The 22,564-nt window shown below is 57.5% G+C and carries 20 protein-coding genes; 7 read left to right on the forward strand and 13 right to left on the reverse strand.

From position 1 onward, the window contains the following. Positions 1 to 103: 103 nt before the first annotated feature. Genes CFB02_RS16930 through CFB02_RS16940 form a run of 3 tightly spaced genes read right to left on the reverse strand, consistent with a single transcriptional unit; the run spans position 104 to position 2,347 of the window. Positions 104 to 493: a CBS domain-containing protein gene (locus CFB02_RS16930; protein ID WP_088558943.1), complete on the reverse strand. Its 390-nt coding sequence runs from the start codon at positions 491 to 493 to the stop codon at positions 104 to 106. Between the two features lie 13 nt (positions 494 to 506). Next, complete coding sequence (locus CFB02_RS16935) at positions 507 to 857, reverse strand: hypothetical protein (protein WP_014578443.1); 351 nt, start codon at positions 855 to 857, stop codon at positions 507 to 509. Further along, positions 854 to 2,347, reverse strand: coding sequence for a DUF1538 domain-containing protein (locus CFB02_RS16940; protein WP_088558944.1), 1,494 nt, complete (start codon positions 2,345 to 2,347; stop codon positions 854 to 856). Before CFB02_RS16940 ends, CFB02_RS16935 begins: the two co-directional genes overlap by 4 nt. Positions 2,348 to 2,625: 278 nt before the next feature. Here CFB02_RS16940 and CFB02_RS16945 point away from each other — a divergent pair, with 278 nt between their 5' ends. The 5 genes from CFB02_RS16945 to CFB02_RS16965 all read left to right on the forward strand — a co-directional run bounded on the left by CFB02_RS16945 (position 2,626) and on the right by CFB02_RS16965 (position 7,063). Beyond that, positions 2,626 to 4,218 (forward strand): isocitrate lyase, encoded by a 1,593-nt coding sequence (locus CFB02_RS16945; protein ID WP_088558945.1) that lies wholly within the window; start codon positions 2,626 to 2,628, stop codon positions 4,216 to 4,218. A gap of 374 nt (positions 4,219 to 4,592) precedes the next feature. Beyond that, on the forward strand, positions 4,593 to 5,456 hold the full coding sequence (locus CFB02_RS16950) for a dentin sialophosphoprotein (protein WP_088558946.1): 864 nt from the start codon (positions 4,593 to 4,595) through the stop codon (positions 5,454 to 5,456). A 54-nt stretch (positions 5,457 to 5,510) separates the two neighbouring features. After that, positions 5,511 to 5,861 (forward strand): hypothetical protein, encoded by a 351-nt coding sequence (locus tag CFB02_RS16955; RefSeq protein ID WP_227519267.1) that lies wholly within the window; start codon positions 5,511 to 5,513, stop codon positions 5,859 to 5,861. 12 nt (positions 5,862 to 5,873) lie between these two features. Continuing rightward, on the forward strand, positions 5,874 to 6,566 hold the full coding sequence (locus CFB02_RS16960) for a C39 family peptidase (protein ID WP_088558947.1): 693 nt from the start codon (positions 5,874 to 5,876) through the stop codon (positions 6,564 to 6,566). A gap of 17 nt (positions 6,567 to 6,583) precedes the next feature. Next, positions 6,584 to 7,063 (forward strand): hypothetical protein, encoded by a 480-nt coding sequence (locus CFB02_RS16965; RefSeq protein ID WP_088559289.1) that lies wholly within the window; start codon positions 6,584 to 6,586, stop codon positions 7,061 to 7,063. An 18-nt stretch (positions 7,064 to 7,081) separates the two neighbouring features. On the opposite strand, the gene CFB02_RS16970 is transcribed toward CFB02_RS16965, so the two are convergent. Together CFB02_RS16970 and CFB02_RS16975 are read right to left on the reverse strand one after the other, a co-directional pair. Then, positions 7,082 to 8,155 (reverse strand): transporter, encoded by a 1,074-nt coding sequence (locus CFB02_RS16970; protein ID WP_088558948.1) that lies wholly within the window; start codon positions 8,153 to 8,155, stop codon positions 7,082 to 7,084. A gap of 12 nt (positions 8,156 to 8,167) precedes the next feature. After that, positions 8,168 to 9,544: a sigma-54 dependent transcriptional regulator gene (locus CFB02_RS16975; protein WP_088558949.1), complete on the reverse strand. Its 1,377-nt coding sequence runs from the start codon at positions 9,542 to 9,544 to the stop codon at positions 8,168 to 8,170. Positions 9,545 to 9,832: 288 nt separating this feature from the next. Between CFB02_RS16975 and CFB02_RS16980 the strand changes: the two genes are divergently transcribed. Further along, positions 9,833 to 11,647, forward strand: coding sequence for an SLC13 family permease (locus tag CFB02_RS16980; RefSeq protein WP_088558950.1), 1,815 nt, complete (start codon positions 9,833 to 9,835; stop codon positions 11,645 to 11,647). Positions 11,648 to 11,716: 69 nt separating this feature from the next. Continuing rightward, a complete protein-coding gene (gene senA / locus CFB02_RS16985; RefSeq protein ID WP_172835841.1) occupies positions 11,717 to 13,084 on the forward strand; it encodes a selenoneine synthase SenA in 1,368 nt (455 codons plus the stop codon). Positions 13,085 to 13,109: 25 nt separating this feature from the next. Here the strand turns inward: senA and CFB02_RS16990 are convergent, their stop codons facing one another. The 8 genes from CFB02_RS16990 to prmA form a co-directional block, all read right to left on the reverse strand. Further along, positions 13,110 to 14,684, reverse strand: a complete 1,575-nt coding sequence (locus CFB02_RS16990; protein ID WP_088558951.1) for a cation:proton antiporter family protein — start codon at positions 14,682 to 14,684, stop codon at positions 13,110 to 13,112. 108 nt (positions 14,685 to 14,792) lie between these two features. Further along, entirely contained in the window at positions 14,793 to 15,731 is a 939-nt protein-coding gene (locus tag CFB02_RS16995) for an alpha/beta fold hydrolase (protein ID WP_088558952.1), read from the reverse strand. Between the two features lie 115 nt (positions 15,732 to 15,846). Beyond that, positions 15,847 to 17,133 carry a phosphoribosylamine--glycine ligase gene (gene purD / locus CFB02_RS17000; RefSeq protein WP_088558953.1) on the reverse strand — a complete coding sequence of 429 codons (1,287 nt, stop codon included), beginning with the start codon at positions 17,131 to 17,133 and terminating at the stop codon, positions 15,847 to 15,849. A gap of 12 nt (positions 17,134 to 17,145) precedes the next feature. Beyond that, positions 17,146 to 18,726, reverse strand: a complete 1,581-nt coding sequence (purH, locus tag CFB02_RS17005; protein ID WP_088558954.1) for a bifunctional phosphoribosylaminoimidazolecarboxamide formyltransferase/IMP cyclohydrolase — start codon at positions 18,724 to 18,726, stop codon at positions 17,146 to 17,148. Between the two features lie 84 nt (positions 18,727 to 18,810). Further along, positions 18,811 to 19,128, reverse strand: a complete 318-nt coding sequence (gene fis, locus CFB02_RS17010; RefSeq protein WP_008170934.1) for a DNA-binding transcriptional regulator Fis — start codon at positions 19,126 to 19,128, stop codon at positions 18,811 to 18,813. After that, positions 19,125 to 20,123 (reverse strand): tRNA dihydrouridine synthase DusB, encoded by a 999-nt coding sequence (dusB, locus tag CFB02_RS17015; protein ID WP_088558955.1) that lies wholly within the window; start codon positions 20,121 to 20,123, stop codon positions 19,125 to 19,127. The genes fis and dusB overlap by 4 nt, the downstream gene beginning before the upstream one ends. A 224-nt stretch (positions 20,124 to 20,347) precedes the next feature. Then, the gene (locus CFB02_RS17020; protein WP_088558956.1) at positions 20,348 to 21,604 is read right to left on the reverse strand and encodes a DUF3426 domain-containing protein; all 1,257 of its coding nucleotides are present in this window, start codon (positions 21,602 to 21,604) and stop codon (positions 20,348 to 20,350) included. A 61-nt stretch (positions 21,605 to 21,665) separates the two neighbouring features. Beyond that, positions 21,666 to 22,562, reverse strand: a complete 897-nt coding sequence (prmA, locus tag CFB02_RS17025) for a 50S ribosomal protein L11 methyltransferase (protein ID WP_088558957.1) — start codon at positions 22,560 to 22,562, stop codon at positions 21,666 to 21,668. Between the last annotated feature and the right edge of the window lie 2 nt (positions 22,563 to 22,564).

A 22,564-nucleotide genomic window follows, 5' to 3' on the forward strand; every position in this document is an offset into this window, starting at 1 on the left:
CACACCGAATTGTCAGTTGTGGGTGTGTAACCGAAACTGTGGTGCGGAACTGGCCGGTATTCCTTCTGAACACTTCGAGAGCTTTGTCTCGTTTGCATGAATGTTAGTCGATGCTCTCCAGCAACGCAGCCATGATGTCATCCATCACCACAAAGCCCTTCAGATCGTTGTCGGCCAACACAAGCAGGCGTTTGACCCGGTATTTGCTCATGAGGCTTGCCGCGTGCCGGACATTCAGGTTTTCACCGACGCTGATGACAGGCTTGGCGCAGGCGTCATAAACGTTCAGAAGATCGATGTCACCGTCTTCGGCAATAACCGTTTTCAGCACGTTGGTATAGGTGATCAGACCCCATGCATCGTGCTCGCTCGTTTTTTCCACCACCAGCGATTTCACTGAGTGCTGTTTCATCTGTGACAGCGCCTCACGGATGCTGGCAAACGGAGAGATGGTCATTACATCCCGCACCATCACGTCTTTGACCAGTTTCATGGCTGTTCTCCGGTTACAGTGAATCTTTCAGATGTTGTTCGAATTTTGCCACCTGGGACATGTCGATCCCGCCCAGGTGTTCCAGGGGAAGTGTGAACACCAGTCCCCTGGAATCGTTATGGTCGGGCATGAGTATTTTCTGGATAACCTTCAGGATATCGAGCGAGAGGCCCTTCTCCAGCACCATTAGCAGAACGCTTTGGCTGCCGTCGTAGGTCAGGCCGAAGAAGGTTTTCTTCGCGGTGTTGCTGATGCCGCGGCCGGGAATCACCGTGATACCACCGGCGCCAAGGTCCCTCGCGGCATTAACGCAGTCCTGTTCCTGATCCTCTGGAACAATTGCTACCAGAACCGAAAATTTCATGAGTCTGTTTTCCTCTGCTTGGCAAGCATTTCAACAATGATGGCGTAGCTCATCACCGTCACAATCGGAAAGATGGAGGCGAAGGCAATCAGGCCAAACCCGTCGATCAGCACGTTACGACCTTCAATGCTGCTGGCCAGGCCAATACCCAGTGCGGTTACCAGAGGTACAGTAACCTCGGAGGTGGTAACCCCGCCAAGATCGTACGCCAGTGGGATGATGTATCTCGGGGCCAGCGCGGTCAGGATGATGACCAGAATATAGCCGCCAATGATGTAATGGTGAATGGAATCGCCACTGATAATCCGGTGGACGCCGAGGGTGATTCCGACAGCGACTCCGACCGCCACAATAATCCTGATGGCATTGCCGTTTATGGTGCCTGCGGCCGCCTGTTCCGCCTGGTGTCCGATTGCGATCAACGCGGGTTCGGCCATGGTGGTGGCGAATCCGATCATGAAGGCGAAGAGATAGACAAAGACGTAGCCCTCCATGCTCATCAGTTGCCGGGCCATACTGGTGCCGATCGGGAACAGGCCGAGTTTCAGGCCGACCACGAAGGCATAGAGACCGAGCACCACCAGCGCAAAACCGAACAGGATCTTGCGCGGGTTGGTCAGCCCCCGGCGCAACACCAGGTACTGGAAAAAAAGGATAGTGATAATGATGGGGAGTACATCCCGGATCATGCCGGCAAGATCGAGCAGCATCGTCAGCAGAACGGGAGTCTGATCGGCGGTTCCGTTGTGTACCAGGGTCGGCACCGTGGTCGGATCGGTGGTCACACCGGAATAGACAAAAATCCCGTAAAGCTGAACGGTAATCATGGGAACCATCACCGCGAGGGCAACCAGTCCGAAGCCGTCCAAGAGTGGGTTGCGGCCCCGAATGGAAGCCGCGAGACCAATGCCGAGGGCCGCAATCAGGGGAACGGTGACGATGTTGGTGGTCACGCCACCGGAATCGTAGGCAAGACCAACAATCTCGGGTGGCGCGAACCAGGTGATGATCACCACCACGATGTAACCGATGATCATGAACCAGTGCAGCGGGTAACCAAATATGGTTCTGAACACGCCCAGGGCAACGACGAGGCCAACGGAAACGGCCACCAGTATCCTGAGCGTCAGGGCCTTTATCTTGCCCTCGCTGATTTCCTCCGCCTGCTGGGCCACGGCAATCAGTGCCGGCTCTGCCACCACCGCAGAAAAGCCCATTGCAAAGCCGAACGAGAGCAGAACCGGCACAGAGCCCCTGCGGGCAAACTGATTGGACAGGCTTTTGCCAACCGGGAAGATGCTCAGCTCAAGGCCCTGGAGGAACAGGGCAACGCCGACAGCCACGATCAGCAGACCCGCTGCCATCGCAAGCGTGTTGTCCGGCATTTGCCGGAGAATAACGAGCTGGAAGAAGACAACGACTGCGATGATCGGAAACAGGTTCTTCAGGGCATGCACAAGGGAGTGGCTGAAAGCTCGCAGGTAGAACACTGTTTGCGCCTGATGGGGTCGGTTGGAACTTGCTCACTGACAACAGTAACAATAGCCAATGTTCCGGGGTTGATCCAACTCAAGAATGAGGGGTTTTTGCCATTCACCAGGAAAATGCCGAAAATAGATCATATAAATTTCAATTATAAATTTGAAACCACTAAAGTAACCGTCAACGTCAGCGCTTCGCTCAAAAAGTGAGCAGGTTGTTGGCTTCGGAAGTGGCTGTACGCTTCTCCGCATCGACTTAGAAAACCAACGTAGAAAGGATTGAGACCATGCCCTACGCACAAGACGTTGACCAGATCGCTTCCCTGTTGAAGCAGCACCCGACCTGGAACGCCATCAACCCGAAGCACGCCGCTCGCATGCGCGCCCAGAACAAGTTCAAGACTGGTCTGGACATCGCCAAGTACACCGCCAAGATCATGCGCGAAGACATGGCGAACTACGACAACGATACTTCCCAGTACACTCAGTCCCTGGGCTGCTGGCACGGTTTCATCGGTCAGCAGAAGATGCTGTCCATCAAGAAGCACTTCGGCACCACCAAGCGTCGTTACCTGTACCTGTCCGGCTGGATGGTTGCTGCACTGCGTTCCGAGTTCGGTCCGCTGCCTGACCAGTCCATGCACGAGAAGACCGCCGTATCTGGCCTGATCGAAGAGCTCTACACCTTCCTGCGTCAGGCGGATGCCTGGGAACTGAACCACCTGTTCCGTGCCCTGGAAGAAGCCGAGAATGCCGGCGACAACGCCAAGGCTGAAGAGCTGATCAAGCAGATCGACAACCACGAAACTCACGTTGTTCCGATCATCGCTGACATCGACGCTGGTTTCGGTAACGCCGAAGCGACTTACCTGCTGGCCAAGCAGATGATTGAAGCCGGTGCCTGCTGCATCCAGATCGAGAACCAGGTCTCTGACGAGAAGCAGTGTGGTCACCAGGACGGCAAGGTAACTGTTCCCCACGCCGACTTCCTGTCCAAGATCAACGCCGTTCGTCTGGCGTTCCTGGAGCTGGGTGTGGACGACGGTGTTATCGTTGCCCGTACTGACTCCCTGGGCGCTGGCCTGACTCAGAAAATCGCCGTGACCAACGAGCCGGGCGATCTGGGCGACCAGTACAACAGCTTCATCGACGGTGAAGTGATCGAGAAGGCAGAAGACATCAACAACGGCGACGTTGTGATCAAGCAGAACGGTCAGCTGGTTCGTCCGAAGCGTCTGGCGTCTGGCCTGTTCCAGTTCAAGCCGGGCACGGGCGAAGACCGTGTGGTTCTGGATTGCATCACCAGCCTGCAGAACGGTGCTGACCTGCTGTGGATCGAAACCGAGAAGCCGCACGTTGGCCAGATTGCAGCCATGGTTAATCGCATCAAGGAAGTGGTTCCTGACGCCAAGCTGGTTTATAACAACAGCCCGTCCTTCAACTGGACTCTGAACTTCCGTCAGCAGGTATTCGACGCATGGAAGGAAGAAGGCAAGGACGTTTCTGCCTACGACCGCGCCAAGCTGATGAGTGAAGAGTACGACAATACCGAGCTGGGTCAGCTGGCTGACGAGTGGTGCCGTAACTTCCAGCGTGACGGTTCACGCGAAGCGGGTATCTTCCACCACCTGATCACCCTGCCGACTTACCACACCGCGGCCCTGTCTACCGACAACCTGGCCAAGGGTTACTTCGGTGACGAAGGCATGCTGGCCTACGTGGCTGGTGTACAGCGCAAGGAAATCCGTCAGGGTATCGCTACCGTTAAGCACCAGGACATGGCTGGTTCCAACATCGGTGACGACCACAAGGAATTCTTCGCTGGTGAGGCGGCCCTGAAGGCCGGTGGTAAAGACAACACCATGAACCAGTTCGGTTAATCGACGGTTTGGATGTTGCTGAAGCGAGCCCTACGGGTTCGCTTCAAGCCAGAAAACCCCGCCTGGAGCGGGGTTTTTCTTTTTGACACCGCTGATTTTTTGTAAGTATTTGAAAAAAGATAGAAACAGCGGGTTTGCTGTTTCTCCTGCGTTCTCCCTGTTTCATCCCTGAAACAGTTTTCCTGCCTTTCTGTTCTGCCACGTCTTGAGTGATCTTTGTAAAGGTTAGTAAAAACATCAATTTGGAGTCGGTTTACGGATTCTGGCACGGGAATCGCTCGTGTGTTCTGGCGGGTCTGAACCTTGGCTTACCCGAAGGCTAGCGGGTTGGGTCGGATCCCTTAAAAGCCAATAACTTCAAAGGAAATGACATCATGAACACCAAAAAAACACTACTAGCAGCTGCCATCGCAATGAGTCTGGGCGTTTCCGGTTTTGCCTACGCTGACCAGGGGGGAGATGGAGATCCGAATACCAATGCGGATAATACCTCCACGGCCAACAACGGCTATTCCGGCAATACCGATTCCGCTAACGACAATTCCACCAACACTGACAATTCGAATAATTCGGATAACTCCGACAATTCGGATAGCTCTGACAACAGCACCAGTGTGGCGGACTCGTTCAAGATTGCTGAAAGCGGCAATGATATGTCGGATAACTCGAATAACTCGGACAATTCCGACAACTCCGATAATTCCGATAGCTCCGACAACAGCACCAATCTAAGCGATGCCTTCAAGATCGCTGACACTGGCAATGACATGTCGGATAACTCGGATAATTCCGATAACAGCGACAACTCGGATAACTCGGACAATTCCGATAACAGCACCAGTGTCGCGGATTCGTTCAAGATTGCCGCCAGTGGGAACGATAATTCCGATAACTCCACCAACGTTGCCGAGAGCGGCAACACCAATGTGGCAGATAGCGGAAACACCACGATCTCCGACAGCGGAAACGACAGCTCCGATAACTCATTGGCTCTGGATCTGGATGTGTTCCTGAACAACGCCGATCTTGACGGCAGTGTATCGGGCTCTTCAACCACCTACGGCGATGCCAACGGCAGAGCGTCCTACACCGAGGCCCGCAACCGCAATGAAATCTCCGGCGGTTCAGCGAACTACACCGGCGTTGGCGCCTTTGCACAGAGTGCAGGCAACGGTAGCGTTACACAGGCGAATGTCAGTGTAATGTCCAACCTGTCCACCGGTGGTGGCACCCAGTAAGGAATCCGGGCCGCATCTCAACGGGAGCGGCCCGGTCATTCCGGGAGAACTGCCATGGGTTACGTCATCAGAGGGAAACTGAAGGCTGCCTTGCTGGTATTGTTGCTCGGAACATCGGGATTTGTTTCGGCCGAGCAGTGGATGGATACCATGGCCCTGACAGAGGATCAGTTGGCGGATGCAAGTGGTCGCCAGGGAGTTTCGATGCAGTTGCAGGTTAACAATAACCAGCAGAATGCGAATGTCTCCGACAACCTGCTGTCCGGAAATGTTGTCACCGGAAATAACAGTATTTCCGACAACGCTTTCGGCAACATGAGTGGGGTTGCCACGGTTATCCAGAACACGGGTAATCAGGTGGTCATTCAGGACAATACCCAGATCAACATACTGATTAATCACTGATGGAGGTGGACCATGACCAGGAAGGTTCTTGTTGCTGTTTGCGCGAGTGCCGGGCTGCTATGGTCCACCGCATTTGCCGGCTCGGTCATGGTGCCGGGTATTGGCGGCGATATCCGGCTTACGGTGAACAGTTTCGAAAGCCGTCGCTTTGACAGTGTACTTCGACAGCAGTACGACTTCAGCTGTGGCTCCGCAGCAGTTGCCTCGTTATTGAGCTTTCATTACGAGGATCAGGTCAGCGAGCACGATGTTTTCATTGAAATGCTGGCGTTGGCAGATGAGGAAAAGGTGCGCCGGCATGGCTTCTCCATGCTCGATATGAAGCGCTATCTGGCATCCAGAGGGTACCAGGCCGATGGATTTCGCTTGCCCTTGGCTGGCCTCAGGGAGAAGATTCGCCTGCCGATGATTGTGTTGCTGAACATTGAGGGTTTCCGTCATTTCGTTCTGATCAAGGGCATCAGTGAAGACGAGGTGTTGATAGGAGACCCCGCCCGGGGTCTGAAAATCTATTCTTACGCAAAATTCAGCGAGTACTGGGATGGCACCGCCTTTGTAATTCGCAGTCATCTTGATCGGGGGCGCGATCACTTTCTCGCCGATGGTCGTTGGCCCCAGGTGGCCAGGGCGCCATTGGAAAAAGGCCTCGGTGGACCATCTCTCGGCCACACGCTGCCGTACTGGCCCTCCACGAGGGAATGGTGATAATCATGAAGGGCAGGATGCCTAAGGTCGCATTGCTGGCTATCGCCTGCACAACCTTATCGCCGGTTACGCGGGCCGAACTGAATCCCGGGGTTGACCCCATCAGTGACACGGAACTTTCGGAGTATCGTGGCGGCTTCCTGATGGATAACCTGGAGATCAGTATCGGTCTGGAGCAAATTGTTGGTATTAACGGTGACACCCTGGTGATCAACCGATTGACCATTCCCAACCTTAACCAGCGCGTCAATGATCGTTTGCCGGATCACCAGATGGAGACCGTATTGGAGGTGATCAGTGCGAACCGCAGCGGCGGTGCACGGGTAGCCAGCAGTATGGCGGGTCCCAACGGCTGGATGACGTTGGTTCAGAACAGCCTGGATAGCACTGTCATACAGAATATGCACCAGCTGAATATCGAGCTGAACAATCTGGGCGCGGGGAATCAGCTCCCGGCCCGGTTCAGTGATCAACTGATTCAGTTGCTTGGCCGCTGAGAGATGATCAATTCCTCCCTAGAGACTGATCGGAAGCTTGAGTGTAATCTCGCTGTTAGGCGCGTTTTCAGTAACGCCAATGCTTACCGTCAGGCTCAGGGATGTGGATTGCGTCAGGCGCTGAGACAACCCGAATGACAGCGATCCGATCTGAATTCGGTCGAAATTGGATTCAAAAAGATCAATGTTTCTCTCGAACGTGGTTTTTCGGATAACGGAGTGATCATAGCCCAGGCTGAACGACGTGCGTTCGTTAAAGGCGAATCCCATCCCGAAGCCAAAACGTACGATATCGCCGGGGTCGACAGTGCCTCCGTTTTCAAAGCCTTGCTCCTCTTTAAGGGTCCAGACATAACTCAGGTTGCCGAACAACACGGCCGGGTCGGTCGGGTAGATGAATGAGAGTCCGGGTTCGAATGCCCAGAAGCCTGAACCTGTTGGCCGGCTTTCCAGTTCGATGCCAATCGGATTGCCCTGATTATCCTCGATGACCCTCTGGTCAACGTCGTAGGGGCCCTCGCCGGTTGGCGCTCTTACGCGCAACGCGCCAATCACGTAGGGCCAGCCGCCCAGGCCGTCGGTTAATTGGTAACGGGCTGAAACTTCAACATCACCGAGACCCTCGCCAGAGGATTCACGCAGTGTATCCACCGGTGTGCCCTGGAAAACCTCACGCTCTCTCAAATCCTCATTGATGCTGAGGTAAGGCACGCGGACCGCCGCCTCAAATTTGCTGGTGAAGCCGTATTTGAGTGACATGGCACCGACAAAAATATCACGCTGGATCTCGGAAATATTGATCAGTCCGATCAGTAGGGCAGGGATCACAGTGTAACCTTCGATCGCGACTGCCGTTGAGTTGCTGTGGGCATGGGAAAAGGATGGTTCGATGGTAAACCGGCCCGGCCGGGTGACGATGCCCCGGTCCGCGGTAATGGAGGCAATATCGGTTGCCGGGTCGTGGCTTTCGTCAGTTGTTGCCCGGATACTCGTCGGGGCGGCCGACGCATCCTCGTCGGCCTGAGCGCCTTCTGCCAATATGGAGTAGCCCAGAGAAACAAGCGGGATTAGCCATAGTGTGTTTTTTTTCATGGAGAAACTCCTTCAGTTGTCTTTCTGCGGCCGGGTTGATGTGCCATGAGGCACTCGGTGCTTATCCATCAGCCGGTAGAGCGAAACCCTTGAAATATTCAGAAGCCGGGCGGCGGCTGACACGTTGTTGTGGGCAAGCGCGAGACTTACCGAGATCGCCTGTCTGTCCGCTCTCGATCGAAAAGCGTCTAGTGAAAGTTCTCGGCTGCGTTCGTGGTTATCGGTTGGGATGGCGGTGAAACCCAAGTCTTCGGCCCCGATCTGTGGGCTTTCTCCCAGCAATAATGCCTGGCGCAAGCGGTTCTGCAGCTCCCTCAGATTGCCTGGCCAGGGGTGGCTAGCCAGACAAATCAATGCATCGTCAGTGAGGCGCCTGGAGGCTCTAGCTGAGGGTGTGGACGAGAGAATCCGACTGGCAATAACAGGAATGTCTTCCTTGCGTTCCCGCAACGGTGGTAACAACACATGCAGGCTTCCAAGCCGGTAAAACACATCGCTTCGGAACACCCCGGTCTTGACCAGCTGTTCGAGCGGCTTCGTGCTTGTCGCAATGAGCCGGGTATCGACGCTGATGGGATGATTGGAGCCCAGGCGCTCAATCAGGCCCTCCTGGAGGAAACGCAGAATGGCCGATTGTTGTTCTGAGCAAAGTTCATCGACACCGATCAATAACAGAGTGCCGCCATTGGCCGCTTCAATTCGACCTTTCTGGGCACTCATGGCATGGGTAAATGCCCCTTTTTCGTGGCCGAAGAGCTCATTCTGGGTCAAAGAGCGGGGCAGGGCTGCACAGTTCACTGCGATCAGTGGCTTGTTTCTGCGTGGCGAACTGTCGTGAATGAAACGGGCGGCGGCTTCCTTGCCGGTTCCGTTCTCGCCATAGATCAGTACGGATTCTTCAGTGCGGGCAAATTTTCGCAATAACTCTCTGACCTGCCGGATCGCCACTGACTCACCCTCAAGAGCAACGTCGTGATAACAGGCGGGTTTCGCTCGGGATGCCTTCGCCTGAAGCTCAGACATACCCAATAGGTGGCCGAGAATGCCATTTAGTCGGTCGGCCTGTAGCGGAAGTGTATGGTAGTCCTTACAGTAACGGTTTATCAGAGCACAGATTTCGGGGCTCTGGATCTGATGAGGTTCCAGTGTAGCAACCCAGTGCTGGACCGGAATCGTGTCCAGCCACTCGGGCAAGTGGGCCAGTTGATCCCCTTTTAGGGAGCCCAGATCAAACACGCCAACTCTGACCCCACTGCCGGACCTCTCGCCTGCGCAGGGTTTGTCTGTCGGGGGAACATGAATAAGCTGCCAGTCCCTTAGCACGGGCCCGCTGGCAGCTAAAGCCGGGTACACCGCCGACAACCAAACAAGCGGTCGTTTTTCCTTCATGGCGACTCTCCCAGAGAATGTGCCTTGAAAAAAACGAACTGCTGAACGTTCAGTAAATGTTGGTAATACCGGAACTGCTCGATCCGATCACTGCCCTGTGACCGCATACGGCTGGGGGAAACAGGCAAAAACTCCTGCTGGCGGACATTCAGTTTATATGCCAGTTTATATACTTGCAGACCTTTCAGGAGCTTATGAACAGCGGCTTCTGCCTTACCGAGCTTCCTGTAAAGTATGCCGACACAGGCCGTGGAGCGGCCGTGCAGTGGGCAACGTCATGGAGGTACAGTGAGCGCCAGTCAGGCTATTGTTTTTTCGATCCTGGGTATCGCCCTGGTGTTGTTTGTCTGGAACCGAATCCGGTTCGATCTAGTCGCCCTGCTCGCGCTTCTTGCTGTCTCGATTGCCGGGATCGTGCCTGTGGATCAACTGTTCGACGGCTTTGGCCATCCGGCGGTTGTCACGGTGGCGGCGGTTCTGGTGATCAGCCAGGGTCTGGTCAACGGCGGTGTGGTTGACCGCCTGGCCGGGCTGCTTGGAAAGGTCGGGCACCGGCCCACGCTGCAGGTGCTGATGCTGACTTCGGTGGTGGCCCTTTGCTCGGGGTTTATCAACAACGTTGGTGCACTTGCCCTGTTGATGCCAGTGGCGGTCTGGATGTCCAGGGAAGCCGGGCGGTCGCCCTCGCTGCTGCTGATGCCCCTGGCATTTGGTTCCCTGCTTGGGGGAACCATGACACTGATTGGCACGCCTCCGAACATCATCATTGCCAGTTATCGGGAAGCTGGTTCTTTCGGCATGTTTGACTTCGCACCGGTGGGCCTCGCTATCACTTTGGCAGGCATCGGCTTTATCACGCTGGTCGGGTGGCGGCTGACGCCGCGGCGGGGTAAACCCGACGACGGTGGCAAGCTGTTCAGTGTGGGCGACTATGTTACCGAGCTTCGGGTGCCGGAGGATTCCTCCCACGTCGGGGCAACCCTTCATGGGCTTCTGACGCGCGCGGATGCCGAGAAGGACGTCGTGGTTCTGGCGCTTATCCGGGGTGATAAGCGGTCGCTGGCCCCCTCTACGTTCTCTGTCCTGCGCGGCGATGACTTGCTCCTGGTGGAAGCGGATACCGATGCCCTGCAGGACTTTCTGGACAGCACCGGGCTCGAGTTGGCGAGCGTGGAGGAGGTTTCTTCAGAGGCGTCCGATCAGGACGAAGCAGAGTCGGGAAAGCCAGGCGAAAAGTCCCTGTCCGAGGGCGACGTGCGTTTGATCGAAGCGGTCATCACACCGGAATCGGGGCTGATCGGAAAAACCGCCAACAGGCTCAATCTTCGCGAGCAGAACGGTCTTAACATCGTTGCGATTGCGCGTCAGGGTCAACGGTTGCAGCGACGTCTGGGTGATATTCGGTTTCAGGCCGGCGACATCCTTCTGGTCCAGGGCGAGGAGGAAACCTTGCGTGTCACGCTTCAGGGGCTCGGCTGCCTGCCCCTGGCCGAGCGGGGTCTTCGGTTTGGCAGGGAGCGCAACTCCCTTCTGGCTGGCGGCCTTTTTATCGCCGCCATCGCTTTGATTGTGGTTGGCTGGTTATCGCCCCCCGTCGCGCTGGTCGCCTGCGCCGTGATCATGGTTCTCAGCAAGGTTCTCAGCAATCAGGAAGCCTACCGGGCGATTGACTGGCCCGTTATCGTTCTGCTGGCCGCCATGATTCCTGTGGGGCAGGCCCTTGAGACTACCGGTGGGGCAGAATTGATCGCGTCCTGGATGCTGATGCTGGGCTCTGGAGGCGATGCCTGGATGGTTGTTACCATTATCCTAACGGGCACAATGCTGCTGTCGAACGTTGTCAACAACGCGGCAGCGGCCATCCTGGTTGCGCCGATTGCCTTGAGTCTTTCCGGGCAGCTTGGCATTGCTGCCGATGCCATGTTGATGGCGGTGGCGGTTGGCGCCTCCTGCGCCTTTCTGACCCCGGTAGGGCATCAATCCAATGCTCTGGTTATGGAGCCCGGAGGTTATCGTTTTGGGGACTACTGGCGGCTGGGGCTGCCGCTGTCTCTCCTTGTGACCCTGGTAGCTGTGCCGGTCATTCTGGCGGTCTGGGCGTGACGCCGTTTAACCCCTGTCTGAACTCTCTGTTATGCTGTTGGTCATCTGTTTTAATGGGTGGCTGGCACGATGACAGCGATTGAGCAAATCGATCTGGCAAAGTCGGAATTGCTGGAGCAGCTTGAATGGACAAGGAAGCGAACCGAGACTCTCGTGTGTTCTCTTCCCGAGACAGCGCTGGACGTTCCCTACCATCCGGGCGTCAATCCTCCGCTCTGGGAAATGGGCCATGCGGCCTTCTTCTACGAGGTGTTCCTCTTCAACCTCCTGGACGGCATGCCCAGCCATGATCCCTCAATGGACGATCTCTGGGACTCCTTCCATATCGATCACCGGGATCGCTGGAACCGGGAGTTGTTTCCCGGGCGGCAGAAAACCCTCGACTATTTCAATCTCATCTATGATCAAGTTGCCGAGCGGATCGAGAAGCAACCGTTAACCGACCAGGCACGTTACCTCTACCGCTACGCAATCTACCACCAGAACATGCACATCGAGTCGATGATCTGGTGCCGTCAGACCGTTGGCTACCCGGCTCCGCCGGGCACTGATTTTTACCGGCCGGCGCCAGGTGAGTCGCATCAGGGAGATGCCTATGTTCCAGCAGGAGAGTGGCTGATCGGGATGCCGGGTGAGTCCGAGCAGTACGCCAGTGACGATTTTGCCTTCGACAATGAAAAACCATGGTTTACCGTGGAGCTGGAATCGTTCGCGATCTCAAAGTGCCTGGTCAGCAACCTGGACTTTATGGAGTTTGTGGACGACGGTGGCTACCGGCGGCCAGAGCTCTGGTCTTTTGGCGGCCGGAAATGGCTCCAGACCGAAACCGATGTTGCCCTGGTTCACGGCAGTGATGAGCCTCTTTTACGGACACCCCGCCATCCGCTTTACTGGCGCTGGCATGATGAGCAATGGCAGGAGCGGGTGTTCGATCGCTGGCAGCCGCTCAATCCGAATGCACCGGTCACTCACGTGACATTCTGGGAAGCGGAGGCCTGGTGCCGTTGGGCAGGGCGTCGGCTGCCGACGGAATACGAGTGGGAAGTAGCGGCTCTGGGCAATCGCCGGGGCGAGCCCTTCCGGCGATTTCCCTGGGGCAACTCGGCGCCGACCGAGCAGCTGGCGGATCTCAACGGGCGCGCCATGGCGCAGAACCCGGTGTTCGACTTTCCTGCGGGTGACAGTCCGTTCGGCTGCCGGCAGATGACTGGCACGCTCTGGGAGTGGACCGGCGATCAGTTCCTGCCCTACGACGGTTTCAAAGTGGATATGTACCCTTTCATGTCCACCCTGCAGTTCGGTGATCACAAAGTCACCAAGGGCGGCAGTTGTGCAACGTCATCCTGCCTTATCCGGGGTACCTATCGGCAGGCCTATCTCCCGCTTCGGAACGACGTATACACTGGCTTCCGAACCTGCGCGCTCGAACAGGCCTGAACGTCGGCTGTAAACGCCGATACAGTTACTCAGGTTTGCCGACAACCAGGGATGGTTTGGCGGGCTTTTTATCGATCAGGTGGCTGGCGAGTGCCACGCCGGTTTCACTCATGGTCAGGTAGGCTTCATCCGCCCCGGCTTCCCGGATCTGTTTCGCCTCATCTTCATACATGGTGTGGGCCACGATAAAACCCTTGAAGCCCAGTTTGCGCAGCATCCGGGCGGCGATCAGCTTGCCTTCTATGTCACCCATTGCCAGGATCACCGACTGCACTGCAGGCATGTGCAACCCATTCCAGAAGGAAGCATCCTCGGCATCAGCAAAAACCACGTTGCGACCTTCTTTCTGGTGTTCACTGGCTTTCGCAGGGTCGGAATCCAGGCCCATCAGTTTGGGCTGATCCTCGCAGAGCCAGTCATAGGCTGCGGTCCCTGTCCGCCCCATGCCCATGATCAGGATGCGAGTATCCCCGAGGGAAATCGGTTGCTCATCGGGATGATGTTTGCTGCCTTCAAAGCGGCTGAGATCCTGGGAGTAACGTTCATAAAGGCCGTGCGCAAACCGGTTGATCGGGGCTGAAACCAGGAACGACAGCGACACCGAAATCGCCAGGGGTACCAACCACTCCGGCAAGGCAACGCTTGCCACAATCAGGCCGAATTCGCTGTAGTTGGTCAGTGCCAGGGCGCTCAGGAAACCGCTGCGGGCCCGTAAACGGAAGGCCAGCAGCAGGAAGAAGAACAGGATGCCTTTCAGCGGCAGCACGAGCCCCGCAATGATTGCGAAAATGAGCGCATCCCCGTCGGGCAGACCGCCAATGCCAATCTGCAGGAAGAAACCCACCAGGAACACTTCCTTGACGCTCCAGAGCGACTTTGAGAGTTCCTGTGACCGGGGGTGATTGGCCAGCATGGCACCGAAAACCAGGGCTCCGAGCTCCGAACTGAGGCCGACGGCCTCAAAGCCAAGCCCGCCGACAACGAGCGCCAGAAGTAATCCCAGGAGCACCAGGAGTTCGTCGTGGCCGCTGGCATCGAGCAACTTGAACAGCAGAGGGCGAAGCAGGGGAAGCCCAAATACAATCAGGGCCCATTCGGAGGGCGTTTTACCCGCGGCCAGGCTCATGACAACCAGGGCGATCAGATCCTGCATGATCAGGATGCCGATGGCGACCCGTCCATGGAACGCCCGCAGTTCCCGTTTGGATTCAAGAACCTTGGCGGCCAGCACCGTGCTCGAGAATGACAAGGCGATGGCCAGCATCAGCGCGGTCGACCAATCGAGGTCCATCAGCAGGTAGACACCGGGGGTAAATACCGCGCAGGTGATGCCAAAGTGCAGAAGGCTGCCGCCAATCACTTCCGGACTGACGATGGATCGGAGCTTCAGCTTCAGCCCCACGGTGAACAGCAAGAGGAGCACGCCAAGGTGCGCGATGTGCTGGAGAACAGCGGTCTCCTCAATAACAACGCCGGTTGCCTCGGCAATGCCACTGAGCACAAAGCCGGCAGCCAGATAGCCAACAAGGGGAGGGAGGCCAACGAGCTTGACCAGCAGGCCAAGACTGAAGGCAAAGGTAATCCAGATCGCTTCAGGCATGGGGTATCATTTCAGACGTCGAAAGCACAATGGTTGCTAGGCTACCCTGTTTTGCCGTGCCCTTGTAGTCGCTGAAGGTGGAATGCTGGCATATTGCTTGGTCGAGGCTCACCTGACCGGTTGGCCGAGGAACGCCCGAAACAGCTCTGCGGATTCTTCCGGGGCTTCCACCATTGGAGCGTGGCCGATGCCTTCCATCAGTTCCAACCTGGCATCCGGGATTGTTGCTGCAAACACCTCGCCGTTCCGGTAGTTGATCACCCGGTCTTCCTTGCCCCAGATGATCAGGACCGGGGCTTGGATACGGGTAATGGCATTTCGGAAGCCCGACTCGAAGCCGGCATCACGAATGGCTGCAAAAATAACCTCGTTGACGTCCCGGTTGGCGATGGCGCGCTCCTCCATCACACCCATGATCGGCCAGGGGACGAAAGGTTTTTTCTCCAGCGCAAAATCCATGAGCCGTTCAAAATCACCAGGCTGCTTCGGGATCAGGGGGTTGTCGCCTTCCATCACCAGATCCACCAGCTCGCTCTCGTATTCCAGAATGCCGGCCGGATCGAACAGTACCGCTGACTTGACTCTTCCCGGATAACTGGCGGCATACAGAGCGGTAATCGCACCACCCATGGAGTTGCCCATGATATGGGCGTTCTCGACCGACAGCGTCTCCATAATTCGGGCAACGTAGCCGGCCTGGTCTTCCAGGCGGTAGCCGATGTCCAGCGGCTTGCTGCTCTCGCCGTGCCCCGGCAAATCGATCGCGTAGACGTTGAAGTCGTCGGTCAGGTGGCCGGCCAGGCGGGTCCAGTTGTCCTTGTTGGCCCCGAAGCCATGGATCATCACGATGGTGTCGCCATCTACCGCCTGATGATTTCTCAGATAGGCGATCTCGAGGTCATCAACCATCACGGTATCCGCTTCCAGTCCTGCGGAGGACCGCTCAAGCCCGATGGCTGTCTCGTAAATGCCCTGGCGTGAGCAGGCGCTCAGAAGCAGTGAGGCAGTCAGAATGAAAACAAGGTTCAGTGATAGAGAGCGTTGCATCTGGGGCTCCTGTCGGGCGGCTCATCGGCATCCGTTGCTAGGCGTTTACATTACTCCATAAAAAAGCCCGGTCAATGACCGGGCTGCGTTTTCGAGGACTGGTTCAGGCCAGGCGTCAGGACTGCTCCCGGGCAATGGCACGGAAAGCGATGTCCTTGCGGTAGAACACGCCATCCCACTGGATCCTGGAGGCCAGCTCATAGGCCCGTTTCTGGGCTTCGGTAACGGTATTGCCAAGCGCCGTGGCACAGAGCACCCGACCGCCGTTGGTAACCACCTGGTCGCCGTTGAGACGAGTGCCGGCGTGAAACACTTTCTCGCCTTCGGTCTCGGTGTCCGGCAAGCCGGAAATGGCGTCGCCCTTGTTATAGCTGCCCGGGTAACCACCGGCTGCCAGCACGATACCGACGGAGGCGCGGTCATCCCATTCGGAATCGCACTGGTCCAGCTTGCCGTCGATGGCCGCGTCGCAGAGTTCCACAAGGTCAGATTTCATCCGCAGCATGATCGGCTGGGTTTCCGGGTCGCCAAAGCGGCAGTTGAACTCGATCACCTTGGGAGTGCCGCTGTTAACAATCATCAGGCCGGCGTAGAGAAACCCCTTGTAGGGATGACCCTCGGCCGCCATGCCGCGCACGGTCGGATAGATCACCTCATCCATGATGCGCTGATGAACATCTGCGGTCACCACCGGGGCCGGCGAATAGGCACCCATGCCACCGGTATTGAGACCGGTGTCGCCGTCGCCCACCCGTTTGTGATCCTGGGAGGTGGCCATGGCCAGAACGTTCTCGCCGTCCACCATCACGATAAAGCTGGCTTCTTCGCCTTCCAGAAACTCTTCGATGACGACACGGCTGCCGGCATCGCCGAACGCGTTCCCGGCCAGCATGTCGCGGATGGCGTCTTCGGCTTCTTCCAGGGTCATCGCAACGATCACGCCTTTGCCGGCAGCCAGGCCATCGGCTTTGACGACGATCGGGGCGCCCTGCTGGCGAACATAGGTCAGGGCTTCGTCCACATCAGTGAAGTTGCCGTAACCGGCTGTCGGGATTTTGTGGCGCGCCAGAAAATCCTTGGTGAAAGCCTTGGAGCCTTCGAGCTGGGCAGCGCCGGCACTCGGGCCGAAAACCCTCAGGCCACGCTGTTCAAATTTGTCGACGATACCTGCAACCAGCGGCGCTTCCGGGCCGACGATGGTAAGTCCAACGTGGTTGGTAGCGGCGAAGTTGGCAAGGCCGTCCAGGTCCATCACGTCGATGTCGACATTTTCCAGGCCGGTTTCCCGTGCCGTGCCGGCGTTGCCAGGCGCCACAAAAACACGGTCTGCCTTGGGGGATTGCGCGGCTTTCCAGGCCAGGGCGTGTTCGCGGCCGCCGGAGCCAATAACGAGAATATTCATGGTGATAACCCCTCAGTGCCGGAAGTGGCGCATGCCGGTGAAGACCATGGCGATGCCGTGTTCGTTGGCCGCATCAATCACTTCCTGATCGCGCATGGAGCCACCAGGCTGGATGACAGCGGTGATACCAGCCGCCGCCGCAGCGTCAATGCCGTCGCGGAACGGGAAGAAGGCATCGGACGCCATGACCGATCCTTTCACTTCCAGGCCCTCGTCGGCGGCCTTGATACCGGCAATCTTCGCGCTGTAAACACGGCTCATCTGGCCAGCGCCGACGCCGATGGTGCGACCCGCCTTGGCATAGACAATGGCGTTGGATTTGACGTATTTGGCCACTTCCCAGGCAAACAACAGGTCGTTGAGTTCCTGCTCGGAGGGTTGGCGCTCAGTGACCACCTTGACGTCTTCCATGGCCACCATGCCCAGGTCCCGGTCCTGAACGAGCAGACCACCGGTCACACGCTTGTAATCCATGGAGCGGGCACGGTCGCCGTCAAACTCGCCGCACGCGAGCAGACGCACGTTCTTCTTGGCGGCTACCAGTTCCACTGCTTCCGGGGCCACAGTGGGTGCGATGATCACTTCCACAAACTGGCGGTCGATGATGGCTTGGGCGGTTTCCGCATCCAGCTCACGGTTGAAGGCGATGATGCCACCAAACGCCGAGGTGGGGTCGGTGGCGAACGCCAGGTCGTAGGCCTGCCGGATATCGGCGCCGATCGCCACACCACAGGGATTGGCATGTTTGACGATCACGCAGGCCGGATCTGCGAAAGGCTTCACGCATTCCAGGGCGGCATCGGTATCGGCCACGTTGTTGTAGCTAAGCTCCTTGCCCTGAAGCTGTTTGGCTGTGGCCACGCAGGCTTCCTTCGGGTTGCGCTCGGCGTAGAAAGCGGCGCGCTGATGCGGGTTTTCGCCATAACGCATGTCCTGGACCTTCACGTACTGCGCGTTGAAGGTGCGAGGGAAATCAGCGTTGTCGTTATCCGGCGTGCGGCCGCCCAGGTAGTTGGCGATGGCGCCATCGTAGCCAGCGGTGTGCTCAAACGCTTTTACGGCCAGATCGAATCGGGTGCTGTAGCTCAGTTGGCCATCGTTGGCTTCCAGTTCTTTCAGGACCCGGCTGTAATCACTGGCGTTGACCACGATGGCGACGTCGTTGTGGTTCTTGGCGGCGGCGCGAACCATGGTCGGACCACCGATATCAATGTTCTCGATGGCGGTCGCCAGATCACAGTCCGGCTCTGCCACGGTCTCCTCGAAGGGGTAGAGATTGACCACAACCATATCGATAGGGCTAATGCCATGCTCGGACATCACCGCATCGTCAGTGCCCCGGCGCCCGAGAATCCCGCCATGGATCTTCGGGTGCAGGGTTTTTACCCGGCCATCCATCATCTCGGGAAAGCCGGTGTAGTCGGAGACTTCGGTTACCGGGATGCTGTTTTCTTTCAGGAGACGGTAGGTGCCGCCGGTGGAGAGCAGCTCGACGCCGCGTTCGGTCATGGCACGGCCGAATGCGACGATGCCGGTTTTATCACTCACGCTGATCAGGGCGCGACGGACGGAGGTGTTAGCCTGGTTTGCCATGGGTCACTTTCTTCGCTGGAGATGAACGAATAAGGGCCTCGCGAATGGTGTCCGGGAGGCCCTCTTCAAATCAGGGTGTCTGGATTATAGCAGACCGTACTGCTTCAGCTTCTTGCGCAGGGTCCCGCGGTTCAGGCCCAGCATGGTGGAGGCCTTGGTCTGGTTGTTGCGGGTGTATTTCATCACCTGTTCAAGCAGGGGAGCTTCCACTTCGGAAAGCACCAGCTGGTAGACCTCGGTCACCGGAGCGCCGTCCAGTTGGGCGAAGTAGTTTTTCAGGGCGACCTCAACGCTGTCGCGCAGGGTGACGGTGTTGCCGCTGCTGTTCACCGTCTGCAACTGATGGATATCATCGTTGGCCGGGGTGCTCAGGTTGTCGTTTGCCAAAGTCTCAGCGCTCATGCTGCGAATACCTCTCCATTTCGTAAGCCTGCAAAATACCGTTGAATCGTGTCTCTCTGCTCCAGCGCATCTTCGATCGCGTTGAAGCGTTTGCGGAACTGTTTACCCGGATCATGGGACTGCAGGTACCAGCCCACGTGTTTTCTGGCAATACGCACGCCCATGGTCTCACCATAGAAAGCATGCAACGCCTGGAGATGCTCGGTCAGAATATCCTCGACCTCATCAAGCTCCGGTGCGGCCATGTGGCTACCGGTTTCCAGGAAATGCCGAATTTCCCGGAAAATCCAGGGGCTGCCTTGGGCAGCGCGGCCAATCAGCAACCCATCGGCACCGGTATGGTGGAGCACGTCCCGGGCTTTCTCCGGCGATGTAACATCCCCGTTGGCAAACACCGGAATGCCGATGCGGGATTTCACATCGGCGATGGTGTCGTACTCGGCATTGCCCTCGTATTTGTCCGCACGGGTTCGACCGTGAATGGCCACTGCCTGAATGCCGGCATCCTCCGCCATTCGGGCAATAACCAGTGCGTTGCGGTTGTCCCGGTCCCATCCGGTTCGCATCTTGAGGGTGACTGGAACATCAACCGCCTGAACCACCGACTCCAGAATGTCGCGGACCAGGGCTTCATCTTTCATCAGGGCGGAACCGGCGGCCTTGTTACAGACCTTCTTGGCCGGGCAGCCCATATTAATATCGATGATCTGGGCGCCGAATTCCGCATTCTGACGGGCGGCATCGGCCAGCATTTGCGGATCGCCGCCGGCAATCTGCACCGAGCGGGGTTCAGGCTCGCCTTCATGGTTCAGGCGGGTCTGTGATTTGCGCGTATGCCAGAGTTTGCTGTCCGCTATGACCATCTCCGACACCGCCAGTCCTGCGCCCAACCTCCGGCACAAAAGACGGAAAGGGCGGTCTGTTACGCCAGCCATAGGCGCAACAATCAAGGGGTTGGGCAAGGTGTACGGCCCGATTTTTGCCGTTGGCAGCATGATCTGAGTCCGTGTCACAGCGGGTTAAGCAAAGGTCGGGCTGAGCGGTTGTTCAATAAGTAACCGATCCAGCATCCGAAGGGCGGTAATGATACCGCCGGGTGGACCATGATTGAAGGGGCTGGGCGGCGAAAAAACTGATTATTTTTCGCCCTTTCTGGTTGACTTTTGTTCTGTGCGATGACCGTCGGGAATGGCTGTCGAGTAAATACTTCCTTACTGCATCAGGGTGCGTGGGGGCGGAAGAGGATGTTGTAATTCACCGCGTCACGGCCCGGATCCCGAATGTTGATGGCAATGCGAACGGGGGTATCCGTGGGCATGGCGTCCAGCTCCCGACCTTCGCCGGCCAGGTACTCCTCAGGCGTGAACAGACTCTGTGCCACCACATCGCCATTCAGGTTGGAAAAGGTGAGGGCAATGGCGGGAAAGGGTTGCTCGAAGTCGGCCCGGTTAATGATCACCGCATCGACCACCAGTTGCGAGCGATTATCCGGATCGGTCCGCACCACCAGTTTCCGGCTCTGGATGGCTTCCACATTGATCAGCGGTTTGAGTTCGCAGCCGGCCAGTTCACAGCCTTTCTCATAGAACGGGCGCAGCTCTGGGATGGCCGACAGTCGATCGAACTGGAACCAGGTTACCTGGGCGATCAGAACACCGATCAGGCCCAGGACAATAACGCTCCACACGATCGTGCGGACGCCACTTCCACCGGAATCGACAGCAACCGGCTCCCGGCGTAGATCCCGGAAGGGCGGGTCAGCATGGAACGCGTCGGCCGGCCGCTCCGGCTCATCAAAATCGAAACCGGATTCGTCCACAAAGTCATCGAACGGATCGGAATCTTTGGCCGGCCGGGTCGCCGCGGAAGAGGGTGTTCCGGTCTGCTCAAATACCGGTTCTTCCTCCAGGCTCAGCTCAGGGCGAGGCTCTGGCCTGGGCTCAGGTTCGGGAGAGGTTTCTTCAGGCTCCGGTTCGGGGGTAGGCTCTGGGCGCTGGGGGGCAGAAGGTTTTCGGGATGCTGGCTCGTCATCCTGAAGAATGGCTTCGGCCCAGCTTTCATCGACTTGCTCATCGGGGCTGTCGGTGTCAGCGTCTTTGTAGTCTGCTTCGTCGCGCTCATCAAAGCTGCGGAAACTGTCGCTTAACTCGTCATCGGAGAAGGTCAGCTTGGTGCCGGCGTAAGGCCCTTCCGCCGCATCCTCTTCCGGGTTGTCGGCGAAAACAAAATCCTCCTCGCTGACGCCGGAGCCGGAAGCAGAACCGGCAGACGATGATGCACCTGCGGGTTGTGCCGGGGCAGTCGGGGTTCGTGGTTTCTCGCCACCGCCCGGGATAACCTGGTGCTCTATGGCATTGAACACCTTCATGCAGTTCCCGCAGCGCACTTTGCCCTTGGCAATGCCAAGCTGTTCTTCGGTTACCCGGAACCGTGTCTGGCAATTCGGGCACTGTGTCTGCAGGCTGCTCTGGGTCATGCTTCTTCCTGAAAGCGACTAGGCTACGAGTTTCGGAGTTTAGTCGTTAAGACCGGTTTCGTCATCTGTCGTGGCGCCGTCCTGTGAGGCGTATCCACTCTTCCCGCTGCTCGGGCTCGTCCATAACGAACCATGGCTCATAGGCGGCCATTACTTCCCGGGCCTGGTTAGACAGGATGCCGGACAGCACCAGATCGCCGCCGGGCCTGGTTCGCGAGGCAAGATGGGGAGCAAGGCCGATCAGGGGCTGGGCCAGGATGTTGGCAAGCATGATGTCGGCTTTGGTCTCGGGTTCGTTGTCTGGCAGGAACAGGTCCAGCCTGCTGTCTTCGACACTGTTGCGGCGGGCGTTTTCCCGGCTGGCTTCGAGGGCCTGCGGATCGGTATCGACACCAATCACATGGTCTGCGCCAAGGAGCAGGGCCGCAAGGCCGAGAATGCCGGAGCCACAGCCGTAATCGATCACCTGCTTACCATGGGGATCCTGGCCATCAAGCCATTCGAGGCAGAGAGCTGTGGTTGGATGGGTGCCGGTACCGAAGGCCAGACCGGGGTCCAGCATCAGATTCGCCGCATCAGGGTCAGGTGCGTCATGCCAGCTTGGGACTATCCAGAGCCGCTCGCCGAATTTCAGGGGCTGGAAATCGTCCATCCAGGCCCGCTCCCAATCCTTGTCCTCAACCAGAGTGACGTCGATTTCCGGAAGGGCCTGCTGGGTTTGCTGGTGCCAGGCATCCCGGATATCGGCGCAGAGCTGCTCGATATCCCGGTCGGAATCGAACAGCCCGGTCACCGTCGTCTGGCTCCATAAAGGGGTGGTGCCGGGATCCGGCTCATAGAGGGGCTGGTCGGCGGCATCTTCCATGGAGACGGCGTCAGAGCCCATCTCCATGAGCAGATCCTCAAGCTGATCCGCGTTGTCCGGATCAGCGGGAATCTGGAGTTGTATCCAGGGCATCA

Source organism: Marinobacter sp. es.042, assembly GCF_900188315.1.
Taxonomy (GTDB): domain Bacteria; phylum Pseudomonadota; class Gammaproteobacteria; order Pseudomonadales; family Oleiphilaceae; genus Marinobacter.